General features: G+C 62.1%; 15 protein-coding genes. 11 read left to right on the top strand and 4 right to left on the bottom strand.

From position 1 onward, the window contains the following. Positions 1–134 precede the first annotated feature (134 nt). The 10 genes from H585_RS0118045 to H585_RS0117995 all read left to right on the top strand — a co-directional run bounded on the left by H585_RS0118045 (position 135) and on the right by H585_RS0117995 (position 7,946). On the top strand, positions 135–1,163 hold the full coding sequence (locus tag H585_RS0118045; RefSeq protein ID WP_027368850.1) for a 3'-5' exoribonuclease YhaM family protein: 1,029 nt from the start codon (positions 135–137) through the stop codon (positions 1,161–1,163). Next, a complete protein-coding gene (tmk, locus tag H585_RS0118040) occupies positions 1,139–1,801 on the top strand; it encodes a dTMP kinase (RefSeq protein WP_027368849.1) in 663 nt (220 codons plus the stop codon). Before H585_RS0118045 ends, tmk begins: the two co-directional genes overlap by 25 nt. A gap of 268 nt (positions 1,802–2,069) precedes the next feature. After that, a complete protein-coding gene (locus H585_RS0118035; protein WP_014260410.1) occupies positions 2,070–2,870 on the top strand; it encodes a nucleotidyltransferase in 801 nt (266 codons plus the stop codon). Next, positions 2,867–3,571 (top strand): metallophosphoesterase family protein, encoded by a 705-nt coding sequence (locus H585_RS0118030; RefSeq protein ID WP_027368848.1) that lies wholly within the window; start codon positions 2,867–2,869, stop codon positions 3,569–3,571. Before H585_RS0118035 ends, H585_RS0118030 begins: the two co-directional genes overlap by 4 nt. A gap of 296 nt (positions 3,572–3,867) precedes the next feature. Then, positions 3,868–4,686 carry an amino acid ABC transporter permease gene (locus tag H585_RS0118020; protein ID WP_027368847.1) on the top strand — a complete coding sequence of 273 codons (819 nt, stop codon included), beginning with the start codon at positions 3,868–3,870 and terminating at the stop codon, positions 4,684–4,686. Positions 4,687–4,696: 10 nt separating this feature from the next. Further along, positions 4,697–5,464 carry an amino acid ABC transporter ATP-binding protein gene (locus tag H585_RS0118015; protein WP_051183203.1) on the top strand — a complete coding sequence of 256 codons (768 nt, stop codon included), beginning with the start codon at positions 4,697–4,699 and terminating at the stop codon, positions 5,462–5,464. Positions 5,465–5,518: 54 nt separating this feature from the next. Continuing rightward, the gene (locus tag H585_RS0118010) at positions 5,519–6,355 is read left to right on the top strand and encodes a transporter substrate-binding domain-containing protein (protein WP_027368845.1); all 837 of its coding nucleotides are present in this window, start codon (positions 5,519–5,521) and stop codon (positions 6,353–6,355) included. A 3-nt stretch (positions 6,356–6,358) separates the two neighbouring features. Beyond that, positions 6,359–7,243 carry an amino acid ABC transporter permease gene (locus tag H585_RS0118005; RefSeq protein WP_027368844.1) on the top strand — a complete coding sequence of 295 codons (885 nt, stop codon included), beginning with the start codon at positions 6,359–6,361 and terminating at the stop codon, positions 7,241–7,243. Positions 7,244–7,344: 101 nt separating this feature from the next. Then, entirely contained in the window at positions 7,345–7,596 is a 252-nt protein-coding gene (locus tag H585_RS0118000) for a glutaredoxin family protein (RefSeq protein ID WP_014260404.1), read from the top strand. Between the two features lie 2 nt (positions 7,597–7,598). Next, complete coding sequence (locus tag H585_RS0117995) at positions 7,599–7,946, top strand: ferredoxin-thioredoxin reductase catalytic domain-containing protein (protein WP_005987126.1); 348 nt, start codon at positions 7,599–7,601, stop codon at positions 7,944–7,946. 226 nt (positions 7,947–8,172) lie between these two features. Here H585_RS0117995 and H585_RS0117990 read toward each other — a convergent pair whose 3' ends face one another. After that, complete coding sequence (locus H585_RS0117990; protein WP_027368843.1) at positions 8,173–8,556, bottom strand: hypothetical protein; 384 nt, start codon at positions 8,554–8,556, stop codon at positions 8,173–8,175. Positions 8,557–8,788: 232 nt separating this feature from the next. On the opposite strand from H585_RS0117990, the gene H585_RS0117985 reads away from it, so the two are divergent. Continuing rightward, the gene (locus H585_RS0117985; RefSeq protein ID WP_027368842.1) at positions 8,789–9,559 is read left to right on the top strand and encodes a ParB/RepB/Spo0J family partition protein; all 771 of its coding nucleotides are present in this window, start codon (positions 8,789–8,791) and stop codon (positions 9,557–9,559) included. Positions 9,560–9,631: 72 nt separating this feature from the next. Here the strand turns inward: H585_RS0117985 and H585_RS0117980 are convergent, their stop codons facing one another. The 3 genes from H585_RS0117980 to H585_RS0117970 all read right to left on the bottom strand — a co-directional run bounded on the left by H585_RS0117980 (position 9,632) and on the right by H585_RS0117970 (position 13,513). Continuing rightward, positions 9,632–10,816, bottom strand: coding sequence for an aminotransferase-like domain-containing protein (locus tag H585_RS0117980; RefSeq protein WP_034628454.1), 1,185 nt, complete (start codon positions 10,814–10,816; stop codon positions 9,632–9,634). A gap of 161 nt (positions 10,817–10,977) precedes the next feature. Beyond that, positions 10,978–11,991: an HD-GYP domain-containing protein gene (locus H585_RS0117975; protein ID WP_027368840.1), complete on the bottom strand. Its 1,014-nt coding sequence runs from the start codon at positions 11,989–11,991 to the stop codon at positions 10,978–10,980. Between the two features lie 196 nt (positions 11,992–12,187). Next, positions 12,188–13,513 (bottom strand): HD domain-containing protein, encoded by a 1,326-nt coding sequence (locus H585_RS0117970; protein ID WP_027368839.1) that lies wholly within the window; start codon positions 13,511–13,513, stop codon positions 12,188–12,190. Positions 13,514–13,769: the final 256 nt, after the last annotated feature.

Below are 13,769 nucleotides of genomic sequence, written 5' to 3'. Positions count from 1 at the left end.
AAGGCGGCCCCTGCTCATGCAAAGCCAGTCTGGCTGAATTGACAAGCGGCAGTTTTCAGTCCACTTCTAGTTTTCTCGTGCGGCCGCCCCATGCCGGGTCGGAGCGGAGCACACAGAGAACCTCCGGAATACCCATGCGCGCCAAAAAGACTTTCATCCGGGACATGCAGCCCGGCCACTTCATCTCCGACGTGTTCGTCCTTGCCGAGGCCAGGCAGGCCCAAGGCAAGAACGGCCCGTTTTGGGGCCTCAAGCTGCAGGACTCGTCCGGGTCCCTGGAGGCCAAGGTATTTAGCCCCCTGAGCCAGCAGTACCCCAACTTGGCCGCGGGCAATATCGTCGTGGCCGAGGGAGCGGTGCAGCTCTTCCGCGACCAGCCGCAAATAATCATCGAGCGCTTGGAACTCCTGGCCTGCGAACCGGACGAGTCGCTGCTGCGCGGGCTCATCCCCTGCAGCAAGGTCGATCCCGAAATCCTGCTGGAGGAGCTGGAGGATCTGCTGCGCCAGGAACTCAGGCACGGGCCATGGAAAAAGTTCTGCAAGCGCGTACTCGCGGACCAGGACGTCCGGGGCAAACTGCTCTTCGCGCCCGGCGCCAAGGCTATTCACCACGCCTACGCCGGCGGCCTGCTGGAGCACACCCTGGCCGTGTGCCGCATCTGCCAGTCACTCTGCGGGCTCTATCCCGAGCTGGATCGCGAAGTGCTTCTGGCGGCGGCGGCCTTCCACGACCTGGGCAAGGCCTGGGAGCTGACCTCGGGCCTGCTGCGCGACTATACCGACGAGGGCCGCTTGCTGGGGCACATCGCCATCGGCCTGGAAAAGCTCCTGCCGCATCTGGCCAAGGTCACAGACCTGGACGATGAACTCAAGGCTCATTTCAAGCACCTGCTACTCAGCCACCATGGCGAGCTGGATTTCGGATCGCCCAAACGGCCCAAGACCGCGGAGGCGCTGGTGCTGCATTACGCCGACAACCTGGACGCCAAACTCAAGACCGTCAGCGAATCTCTGGGCGAGGATACCGCCGAGGGCGCTTGGTCGCCCTTCGTGCGCTCCCTGGATCGTTATCTGTTCCACCCCAAGGCCACGCCCGGAAGCAAAAACACCCGCAAGGACGATAAGGGACCCGCGCAATGTTTATTACCTTTGAAGGGATAGAGGGCACGGGCAAGACCACCCAGATCAAGCGCTTGGTGGCTTGGTTGACTTCCGAGCGCGGCAGGACCGTGACAGTAACGCGCGAACCGGGCGGCAGCCGCCTGGGCACGGAGCTGCGGCGCATCCTGCTGTCAATGGAGAGCCGCGACCTTACGGGCACAAGCGAGCTGTTCCTTTACCTGGCCGACCGGGCCCAGCATGTGGCCACGGTCATCCGCCCCGCCCTGGACGAAGGCAAGGTCGTGGTCTGCGACCGCTTCGCCGATTCCACCGTGGTCTACCAGGGCTACGGCCGGGGTCTCGATCCCAGGTTGCTGCACACGTTCAACGACGTGGCCGTTGGCGGGACGTGGCCCGACCTGACTATCTTGATGGATATCGAGCCGGCTCTGGGCCTCAATCGAGCCCTGACGCGCAACGTGCGCGAGAACAAAGCTCAGGCCGAAGGCCGCTTCGAGGCCGAGGATCTGGAGTTTCACAACCGCGTGCGCGAGGGCTACTTGACCTGGGCCGCCCTGCACTCGCAACGCTTCGCGATTGTTGACGCCACGCCCGGACCGGACGAAGTTTTCACCGCCGTGCGAGCGGCTGTTGAGGAGAGGATGCCCCAGATCGAGAAACAGCCCTCCCCACGCTAAGCCTGTCTTTATAAGCAAAGGCCGGCTTTGATTCCTGTCGGCGGATCACCCCATGGAATCCGTCTGAATTCAAGGCATTACGGCTTACCGGCAGGCGAGAACAGCTCCGACCTGCTTTCGTCCCGCATGTTTCCAGAACCGCGCCACGTTGCCTACGCTCTTCCCGATTATATCCATCCCTCTGTCCATGCTCTCCCGACCGTGCTAGGCTGACGGCCTTGCCGGCTTGACCGGCCAATACCCAGGCCTTTGCAAGGGGAGCACACGCATGCCGACAGCGCCCGAGCAGCACGCCCCGGTCAGCCTGCACCAGGCAGCCGAAAGCCTGAAACCCGAACAGGCTCGTTTGTTCGCCGACTGGCTGCGCATCATGAATGACTCCGGGGTGCCCTATGTAGTGAGCGGAGCCTTTGCCCTGTGCGCCTACACGTCCATCTGGCGCGACACCAAGGACATGGATATTTTCCTCCAGCCCAAGTCGCTCAAGCCAGCCCTGGAGATCATGGCCAAAGCCGGCTACGAGACTGAGATCACCGACACGCACTGGCTGGCCAAGGTCTACCAGCGACCCTACTTCATGGACCTCATCTTCAGCCTGCCAAGCAACCTTGTGCGCATCGACGACGAGTGGTTCACTCACAGCCGGCCCCTGGAGATCCTTGGCGTGTCCACGCGCATGGTCGGGCCCGAGGAACTCGTCGCCTCCAAAGTCCACGTGGCCCGCAGCGACCGTTTCGACGGAGCGGACATCGCACACCTCATCCGCTCCCAGGAAGGCAGGCTGAATTGGGCCAGGCTGCGCCGCATTCTTGGCGACGACACCATCCTCCTGTGGCATCTGCTTCTGTTCAACTTCATCTATCCGGGCCATACCGACTGGCTGCCTCAGGACCTCATGGTCGAGTTGTTCGACAAAGTACGCACAACCTGGAAAACACCTGGCGATCCGGCCATTTTCTTCGGCGCGGCCATTGACCCGCACCGCTTCGCCGTGGACCAGGAACGCTGGGAATACCGCAATGTGAAGCCCAGCCAACCCCTGGTGAACGAAAAGGGAGAGGCGCTATGAGGATCGCGGCCATCGGCGATCTGCACTACAAGGAGGATTCGGCCGGGCTGGCCGACACGATCCTGGCCGGCGTGGAGCGCGAGGCCGACGTGCTTCTGCTGGCAGGCGATCTGGCCGACAAGGGCAGGCCCGAGGAAATGGCTGTCATGTTGGCCGACCTGCGCAAGCTGTCCATCCCCATCGTAGCCGTCGTCGGCAACCACGACCACGAGAGCGACCAGCACGCGCTGCTCTACGCCATGATGCGCGACGCCGGCATCTGTGTGCTGGACTGCGAGACCTGCGAGATCGACGGCGTGGGCTTCGTAGGCACCAAAGGCTTCTGCGGCGGCTTCGGTGCACGCACCATCGCCACCTTCGGCGAGCGAGCGCTCAAAAGCTTTGTGGGCACGAGCGTGGCCGAGGCCGTGCGGCTGGAACAGGCCATTTCCGCCATCCGCACCGAGCGCCGCGTGGCCATCCTGCACTACTCGCCCATCCGCGAAACCTTGGCCGGCGAATCCGTTGAGCTTTATCCCTTCCTGGGCACATCGCGCTTGGCCGAGGTCCTGGACAAATGCGGGGTCAACTTCATCGTCCACGGCCACGCGCACCACGGCCATCCCGACGGATCCACACCCGGCGGCATCCCGGTCTACAATGTGTCCCGCTTTGTGCTGGAGCGCGAGACCGCCCGCTGCTACCGCGTTTTGGAGGTTTGAAGGCCGAGGGACGCCATTTGCGTCTTTCCGGGGAGACAGCGCCGAGAAAAAGCGATACACATATCCACCTTTTCCCCTGCGTCCTTACTCAAAGCCCGAGCACTCGGAATCCGCCATGCAGGTTTGAGTAAACCCGGGTTAGAGTAGTACGCATGGCGGGATAAGCGAGCGGAGGCCACCATGCGGCGCATCATGTCCGCGGTCCGCTGCCAGGGCCGCATCTTTTTCATCCTGGACTGCACCGAGCCCTCTGGGCCGGGAAAAAAGCCATAGCCCCTGCGGCTACCGGACAGCGTATGCCTCGCGCCATGACTCGATTCCCCATCCCGTACCTTGGATACAAGACCCGTCCTCTGCTGGATCTGCTGGGTTTCTGTCTGCTGCTGGCTGTCCTGATCTGGCTGACCCTGGCCGGCTCCGAACGCCTGGGCTACAATTGGCAGTGGTACCGCCTGCCGCGCTACCTCTTGCAGGATATAGACGGCCGACTCGCAGCCGGCCCACTCCTGCAGGGCCTGGCCGTAACCCTGAAAATCACTGCCGCCGGCCTGGTCCTGGCGACTCTCCTCGGCATGACCACGGCCTTGCTGCGCCTGTCATCCTCGATCGTGGGGCGGCTCTTGGCCACGGCCTACCTGGAGACCGTGCGCAACACGCCCCTGCTCATCCAGATTCTGTTCATCTACTTCGCCTTGTCGCCCGTGCTGGGCATCGGCGGTCTGGCCTCGGGCATCCTGGCCCTGACGCTCTTCGAAGGCGCCTACGCCTCCGAGATCATCCGCGCCGGCATCGTGTCCGTGGAGCGCGGCCAATGGGAAGCTGCTTACAGCCTGGGTCTGTCGCGGACTCAAGCCTATGTGCGCGTGGTGCTGCCGCAAGCCCTGCGCCGCGTGCTCCCGCCGCTGACCAGCCAAGCCGTGTCCCTGGTCAAGGATTCAGCCCTGGTCAGCACCATCGCCGTGCACGAGCTGACCATGCAGGGCCAGATCATCGTGGCCGACACATTCCTGACCTTCGAGGTGTGGTTCACCGTGGCCGCCATGTACCTGCTCCTGAACACAGTGCTGTCCCTGGCCGCCAGCGGCCTGGAGCGGCGCATGACCTTGACGGCGTAGGAGGTCGGGCATGCTCAAAAAAGCCCTGGATTCGCGTACCAAGACCCTGGGCGAAGAGATCATCGGCCTGCGCGGCGTACGCAAAATCTTTCCCGGCGGGGTTTTGGCCCTGGACGGAGTGGACCTGCACGTGCGCCAGGGCGAGATGCTCGTGATCATCGGACCGTCCGGCTCCGGCAAGTCCACGTTGCTGCGCTGCATCAACGGCTTGGAGGAAATCGACGCGGGCGAGGTCACAGTGGACGGTCTCGTGCTCTCGGAGCGCACGCGCGACGCCATCCGCCGCGAGGTGGGCATGGTCTTCCAATCCTTCAATCTCTTTCCGCACCTCTCAGCGGCCGGCAACATCATGCTGGCCCCGCGCCTGGTGCGGCGCTGGTCCCGACGCGAAGCCGAAAACGAAGCCGTGCGCCTGCTGGATCGCGTGGGCCTGTCCGGCCTGGGCGGACGTTACCCACACCAGCTTTCCGGCGGACAGCAGCAGCGAGTGGCCATCGCCCGCGCATTGGCCATGCGGCCGCGCATCATGCTCTTCGACGAGGCCACCAGCGCCCTGGACCCGGAGATGATCGGCGAGGTGCTGGAGGTCATGAAGGAACTGGCCCTGGAAGGCATGAGCATGGTCGTGGTCACGCACGAGATGGGCTTCGCCCGCGAAGTGGGCGACCGCATCGCGCTCATGGACGCTGGACGCATCGTGGAGCAGGCCTCGCCCGAAAGTTTCTTCGAGGACCCGCGTCACGAGCGCACGCGGGCCTTTTTGAGCCAGATTCTGTAGAGCGTCGCATCACCCGCCGCCCATGCGGCATGAACTCAAGCCAAGGAGGCCCTCATGCGCCACATTCTTTCGACAGCGCTTCTCGCCCTCGCCTGCATCGCCCTCCTGCTTTGCTCCGCCCCGCTTGTGCAAGCCGCGAATTTGAAACAGGAGCTGGCCAGCCAGAGCGCCATAGAGCAGGTTCTGCGCCGTGGCGTGCTGCGCGTGGGCATGTCCACCTTCGAGCCTTGGGCCATGAAGGACAAGGACGGCGAGTTCATGGGCTACGAGATCGATGTGGCCAACCGCCTGGCCCAGGACATGGGCGTGAAGCTCGAACTGGTGCACACGCAGTGGTCCGGCATCATCCCGGCCCTGCTCACGGGCAAATTCGACATGATCATCGGCGGCATGTCCATCCGCCCGGACCGGGCCCTCAAGGTCAACTTCTCCATCCCTTACAACGTCACGGGCATGTCCCTGGTGGCGCACCGGCAGAAGGCCCAAGGCTTCTCCAAGCTGCAGGACTTTGACAAGCCCGGCGTGGTCATCGCCGCGCGCACCGGCACCAGCGCCGCCCAGGCCGCGCAGAAATACCTGCCCAAGGCCACTTTGCGCCTGTTCGACTCCGAGCCGCAGGCCTTGCAGGAGCTGTTGAACGGCAATGCCCATGCCTTCGTGTCCACCGCGCCCAAGCCGGCCTTCGAGGCCATCGCGCACAAGGACAAGCTGTTCCTGCCCTTCTCCGGCACCTTCACCAGCGAGCCCAACGCCATAGCGGTGCGCAAGGGCGATCCGGACGCGCTCAACTATCTGGACTCCTGGATTCGCGCCGTACAGGCCGAGGGCTGGTTCGCGGAACGCTACACGTACTGGTTCGAAACCCGCGACTGGGCCAATCGGCTGCCCTGATCCGTGCACCCGCAACGCACGACAAGCTTTACCGGCCTGGATGCCGTCCTGCTGCTCGTCCTGGCTGGCGCTGCCGGCTGGCTGGCTTGGCGCGTGACCACGGTGCTGGGCTACGACTGGGACTGGTCATTCCTGGGCCGGACCATCCTGCGCAGGAGCGAGGACGGCTCACTTGCTCCCGGCTTGCTCCTGAAGGGGTTCGTCGCCACCCTGCGTCTGGCGGCCTGGACCATGCTGCTGGCCTTGGCCGCGGGCGTGGCGGCCGGGCTGTGCCGCGTGTCACGCAGCCTGTTCCTGCGCCTGTGCGCGCGCACGTATGTGGAAACCATGCGCAACACGCCGCCGCTGGTGCTGGTGTTCCTGTTCTACTTCTTCGTGGGCGACTGGATCATGACCGCCTTGGGCGCGCAGGAGCTGGCCTATGGCCTGTCCGAAGCCTGGCAGGAACGTCTGGCCTGGATCATGGCCCCGCCCGGCAGATTGGCGGCCTTCCTGTCGGCCCTGACTACCCTGGCCTTGTACGAAGGCGCGTACATCGCCGAAATCGTGCGCTCGGGCGTACAATCCATCGAGCGCGGCCAATGGGAAGCGGCCTACGCCCTGGGGCTGTCCCGTTGGCAGCGCATGACGCGCGTCATCCTGCCCCAGGCCTTGCGGCGCATGATCCCGCCACTGGCCGGGCAGTTCATCTCGACCATCAAGGATTCGTCCATCGTGGCGGTGATATCCATCCCGGAGCTGACCTTCGAGGGCCTGGAGCTCATGGCCGCGACCTACCGCACCTTCGAGATATGGCTCACGGTGCTCGGATTATACCTGCTCGCCTGCCTGGCCTGCTCCCTGGCCGCCAGACGGCTGGAAACGCGCCTCGCCCGCAGGGCGGCTTGAACTTTGCCTGAGCCGGTCGGCTTGACAGAAGCCTCGGCAAAGGGAATTACTGTGGCTCTAGTTAGCTTTTCCCCAATCCAGACAATCCGGAGGATCACACCATGCCCGCCAAGGTGAAGATTTATGCCCTGAGCACCTGCATCCACTGCAAGAAGGCCAAGGAATACCTGGAAAGCAACAACGTCGAGTACGACTGCACCTATGTGGATATGCTCGCGGGCGAGGAACGCCAGCAGGCGGTCGATGAGGTCAAAAAGCACAATCCGGCCCTGTCCTTCCCGACCATGGTAGTCGGGGGTAAGGTTCTGGTGGGCTTCAACAAGGAAGAACTCCAGGCAGCCCTGGGAGCCTAGGCATGGACGCCAAGCAGCTTTACGAGAAGCTCAAGCCGATTCAGGAAGCCAAGGGCTACCTGTTCAACGCGGACATGAGCTACACCATGCCGCTCCTGGAAAACCTGTTGGTCAACAAGGAGCGTTACGGCTACATGTCCTGCCCCTGCCGCCTGGCCATCGGCACCTTCGAAGAGGACCGGGACATCGTCTGCCCCTGCGTCTACCGTGACCCCGATGTCGCGGAGTACGGCGCCTGCTTTTGCGCCCTGTACGTGAACAAGGAATGGAACGAAGGGAAGATCGAGCACAAGACCGTGCCCGAGAGACGACCGGCCGAGAAAGTCATGAAGGCCATGGGACTAGGTTAGCCAGGGAGAGGGGCGCAGTCCCCTCTCCCTGTTTAGTAATGTTTGCAAAGACTTGGGCAAGCCAAAGGGTCGCTCCCGGAAAGACGATTAGCGCACTCTCTTCAGCAATGAGTGCGCATTTTTATCCGGCGCTAACCGCGCATCTGGATGCCACTGTTCCCGCAAGTGATTCCGGGCAGGGTTACCCGAAACTGCCAGTTCCGGGAGTCCTGGATCGCCGGTCAGATCAAACCAGCTTCCGTAAAAGCGCCAGCAGATCCTTGCGCTCGCCTTTGTCGAACTCCCGTTCCAGGTTGTCGAGACCTTCCGAGTACAGGTAGTAGCCGTCCGGCAACAGGTCCAGTTCCACGGATTTGCCGGCGAGGTCTGTAAAGACCAGGGATATGTTGCCATCATGCGTCAACACGACATCAGGCATGACGGGCAACGTTGGCAGATAGCCGGCAAGCTCCACGAGCATGCGCAAAGAAGCGGACTGTAACGATCGGCCGCGGCCCTTATCCCATCCGTCGCGATAGCCGCGGTATTCGATAATCCGCTGCACGCCTTTCTCGCCGATGAGCGGCAGCAGCGGTTTCAGGGCCGTATCTTGATCTTTTTCGTTAGCCATATGTTCCTCCAGGAAGTGTGCAGCGATTCCACTTTGCCCGGAGTCTCCACCGGCCACAAGTTAATTTGCGATCATATTCACGAGATATTCACTAGATAGGCCTGGTGCGGAATTCAGCAGCACGCTGGCGGCGGCTAGCACGCACCGGAACCGGCTTCGATTGACTTCGCGGAACGGAAATGGTGTAGACTGGGGCAAAACCCCATCAGCCAAGCCGGACGGGAGGTGCGTAATGGGAAGTGGCGCCAGGTTCAAACGTGGAGAGATGTACCATGTCCCCATGGATGAGCTCGCATGCAGCCCCGAGCTCGACGAAGCCTGTCCCGCGGACCTCGCGCTCCAGGAAAGCATCCTGGAGCACTGCCGCGAGCAAGGCTCGTTGCGGCCCGTGTCCTTCCGCGTGTGCCAAGACGGCACTCTAGAGATTATAGGCGGCGTCGACAGGCTCCGGGCAGCCAAGGCCGCAGGGCTGCCCACTATACCGGCCGTATGCTGCACGGGCGATAGCCTGGAGGCCGAGGTAGTGGAGGACCTCCTGCGCCCGGATCTAACCCCCTGCCGGCGCGCCGAAGCCGTGCTCCAGGCTCTGGCGTACGGCTTCTCCAAGGAGCAGCTGGCTGCTGTACTGGGGGTATCCGTGGAGGACGTCAGGAGCATTCTGGAGCTGAAGAAGCTGCCTCGGGAGATTTTCGAGGAATGCCGGTCGCATCCGGAATACTCCTTCGAGGAGCTGCTGAATATCGCGCGCATGGAGGGCACCGAGCAGCAGAAGACCGCCTTCGCCACCTACAGGCTGCATATTGAGGATATCCGCAAGGACAAGAACAAGGTCGAGCGTCTGTACCAAGAAAGCCTGCAGTGCCTGGATGCGATCGAAGGGTATCTGCCTTACCTGGATGTCCTCAAGGCCGATCAAGCCAAATACGCCAAGCTCAGGGACAAGGTGTCAGCCATCAGCCGGCGTCTGGACAACTGGCTGGTCCACAGAAGCCTGGAAATCTAGCCGAATCAACTCCCAAGGCGGCAGCCCCCCGTGTTCCGGTCGGCTGTCGCCTTGGCTTTTGACTCCCAAAAACTAGCTTTCGAGCATCCGACCGATCGCCCGGCCCAATCTTTTGATGCCTTCGGTGATCCTTTCCGGCGTGGCATTGGAAAAATTCAGCCGCAGGGTCCGTTCGCCACTGCCGTCGGTGTAGAAGGGCACGCCGGGCACGAAGGCGACCTTTTCCTGAATAGCCGCATCGAACAAGGCAAGCGACGAGCAACCCTCGGGCAAGGTGATCCACAGGAACATGCCGCCCTCGGGTTCGGTGGCCTTGGCCTGGGACGGGAAATGCTCGCGGATGGCCTCGACCATGGCTTGGCGGCGCTCGCCGTAGGTCTTGCGAATTTTTTCGATGTGCGCATCCAGGTCATTATCGCGCAGAAAACGGGCCAACACGCGCTGGGCAAAGGTCGAGGTGTGCAGGTCGGCGGCCTGCTTCACGGTCACGCACTGCTCGATGACCTCCTTGTCCGCGGCGATCCAGCCGATGCGCAGACCGGGAGCCACGATCTTGGAAAAGGAGCCCAGCAAGGCCGACGGCTTGCGCATGAACTTGCGGATGGGCGGCAGGTCCTGGCCGAGGAAGCGCAGCTCTCCGTAGGGATTGTCCTCGATGAGCACGGTGTCCTCGCCGCTTGGGCCGTTCATGATCTCGGCCACGGCCACGCGCTTATCCTGACTGAAGGTCACGCCCGACGGGTTCTGGAAATTGGGCACGGTGTAGTAGATCTTGGGGCGCTCGGCGCGCAGGACTTGCTCCAGGGCCGCCGTATCCACACCGTCATCCTCCAGCTCCACGGGCGTGAAGCGCACGCCGAACAGCGAAAACGTCTGGATGGCGCCCAGGTAGCCGGGGCGCTCCACGACCACGGCATCGCCCGGATCCAGGAAGACCTTGGCCAGCAGGTCGAGGCCCTGCTGGGAGCCGGTGGTGATGAGAATTTCGTCGGGAGAGAAATTCAGGCCCCAGCGCTCGTAGCGTTTGGCAATGAAAGCGCGCAGCTCCGGGTGGCCCTCGGTGGTGGAATACTGCAGGCAGGCGGGGCCTGCATCACCCAACTCGGCCCTGGTCGCCTCAACGAAGGCCGCGCACGGGAAATGTTCCGGGCTGGGCAAACCGCCGGCAAGAGAGATGATCTGAGGGTCGGCCGTGACCTTGAGAATTTCGCGGATGAACGAACGCTGGGCGGTCTGCATGCGGGTGGCGAAACGCATGGGCAAGCTCCGGGGCCGTGGCGGCCGGTTGGTCGGTGGCGAATACTTTGCGCGTCGGCGCGGCGAAGGATTTCTATACGCCAAGGCCGTGACAAGAGGAAGAGACAGAAGGCCTTCCGGAATACCTGCACAGAAGGAGCCGCAGGACGTCCCTAGACCGGCTAACTCAGCTCGGTGAGCACGAATACGAGCAGGGCCTTGGCCACCGTATTGTCATAGCGACGGCGATCGCGGGCCAACTCGTGCAGACATTCCGCAAGGCCCCGAGCCTTGGCGTGCGGTCGGTCGGTGGTCATGGCCGCCAGGGAGTCGGCCACGGCGGCGATGCGCCCGAGAACCGTGATCTCGCCGCTTTTACAGCGCTGGGGATAGCCGCTGCCGTCCAGGCGTTCGTGATGCTGAGCCACGCAATTGAGGGTGTCCACGCTCTGGATGCCGGCAGCCCGCAGGATTTCGACGCCCATGGCCGGGTGGCGTTTGACCTTCTCGAACTCCAGGATCTGCAGAGAAGTGGGCTTCTTGACCACGAAACCGGGGATGCGTGTCATGCCCGCGTCATGCAGCAGCAGTCCCAGAGCCAGATCGTCCAGATGACGACGGCCTTGTCGACCCTCGTAGATCTTCTGGAAAGCGGCCAGGCCGAAGATCATGGTCTTGAAGCCGTGCCAGGGCAGGCCCTGATCGCCATCCAGTTGGAAGAAAGGATTTATGGCGGCGCGGTCAGCATGCAGGCAGCCGGTGAGCGCCAGAACTCCGGCGTGCACGGCCTCCAGCGTTGCTGGCGAGGGTTGCTCAAGGAAGGCGCCGGCCTTGGCCGTGATGCCTCGGGAGAGAATATCGGCCCGCTCGAGCCCGCTCAGGCAAGGATCGCCCGCTGCGAGGTCCAGGTTCTCCACCAACAGGTCCTTGTATGCGCCAATGTCCCGCCTGGAGAGAAACAACATGCCCTGGCTGCACATCCGGCTCAGAACCTCGTACTGCTCGCGGGTGAGACGATCGCTCGCCCTCGAACCGAAAACGGGCTTAAGCGTGTCGTCGTAGCTGGCGTGCAAGGGAAACGGCAGCTTGAACTTTGGCAGACGATCAAATATCCCCCGCGTGATCTGGATGTATGCCGGAGAGGTTGTATAGACGTCCTCTTCCGTATGCGAACCGTTGATTGTCAGATTGTTCATGCCATCTTCCCGGCTTCAAATCATATGGGTTCAATACCAAATACATCTTATTATGTTGGTTTATTACCCTCCTGAACGAGGAATGCAACTATTTTTTCCTTCATATATCTGACATGAATTTGCAACTTGGCTAAAATAGAAGGGGCGGCCTTTGGCCGCCCCCGCAAAATTCAAATAATGAAAGCAGTGACGCGTATCAGCTAAGCATCTCGCGGTCCTTATACTGTTTGACGTAGGCAATGGCGCTAGCCGTGTCGGCCACTTCGCCGGATATCTGAGCCTTCAGGAGTTCGTCGCGGATGAGGCCCACGGCAGGGCCGGGCTTGAGGCCCGTATGCTCCATGATCTCGCGACCGTTGAGCAACGGCTCCAGCATGTCCTCCGGTACGTCGGCGCGCTCCAGGTACTTCATATTATGATTGAAGTACGTGTAGTTGCCCCCCCGAGCCTTAATGTCCGCGCGGGCAATCTCGATAAGCCGAGGATACTCGTCCAAAGCCTTGAAGCGCCTGATGCCCCGGTCCGTGAGCATGAAGTGGAAACGCATGTGCTGGCGCACGAGGTGGCAGATGAGGTCGATGTCCTCGGGGTCCATGCGCAGCCGTTTGAGGATCTTGCGCGTGACCTTGGCCCCGATCTTGTGGTGCTGGTAGAAGTTCCACTTTCCCTCGAAGTGCTCGGCCGTGTAGAGCTTGCCCACGTCGTGGAACAGGCAGGCCAGGGTGCCGAACCAGTCATAGGGCAGCTCCTCGGGGTAGCGGCGCATGACCTCCAGGGTGTGGGCGAAGACGTCCTCGGTCTGCCCCGCGTCGGTTTTGGCTTGCGTGATCCGCGACAAGGCAGCCACCTCGGGGATGAGTCCATGCAGGATCATGGAATCGAAGAGCAGCTTGAAGAACAACCACAAGTTCTCGGCCTCGACCTTGCTGAACTCGTCCATGAGATCGGTGACTGAGACGTAATCCAGGATGCGCCGGGCTCCGCGAACTATGGCCAACCAGGAATTGTGCTCGATCTTCAGCTGATAGTTGGCGGCAAAGCGCAGGGCGCGGATGCCGAGCAGGTAGTTATGGCGCAGGGTTTCGTCGGGCAGCCCGGAGAACTTGAGCTCGCCGGCGGAAAAATCCTCGAAGCCCGCATAGGAGCCGCCGTTGGACGGAGTGTATGCGCAGGTCAAGTTCATGGTCAGGCCCTGCCCGTCCATGCGCCGGATGATGCTCGGGGTTATCTTGAGCACCGCGGTTTCCGGATGGCCGGCTTCCTCGTCGCCGCCAGCATAGAAGCGGAAGGTCGTGTCATCCTGGACCAAGATGCCCGTCACGCCGCCTTCCTGGCTTGCGCCGCAATTTGGAAAAAGGCGGCTGAGCTCTTCCAAAGGCATATCCGTGGCGATGTCCACTTCGCTGGGCCGGTCTTCGGCAAACAGCGTCTGCTGCAGGCCCGCGTTGATGACATATGCGTCAAAGCCGTTGCGCATGATGGTTTTGCACAGATCGACGGCCTGCTTGATGGGCTGAGCCATCCGGTCCTCCTTATCCGTGAGAAGTCGCGTTGTTTTTCGTGGAAAAAGGCGCCTGGATCGGCAGCCAAGGGCACTTGTAGCCGCCCAGGCCTCGACGTGCAACCAGCAAACGTTCCTGCCGGTTTGGCCTCGCATGTGAAAACTAGGACATGCAGCTCTGACAGTCAAAGAAAACCACCGAAACCATACGCGGCGTATCATTCCAAGACGCAGACAACTTGCTGAGCAACAAGGCCGGATACGCTGCAGGCCTGTT

The sequence above is a fragment of the Desulfocurvibacter africanus subsp. africanus DSM 2603 genome (genome assembly GCF_000422545.1).
GTDB classification, from domain to species: Bacteria; Desulfobacterota; Desulfovibrionia; order Desulfovibrionales; family Desulfovibrionaceae; genus Desulfocurvibacter; species Desulfocurvibacter africanus.
Note: the sequence above shows the minus strand (reverse complement) of the source record. Positions and strands in the feature narration are given on the sequence as shown.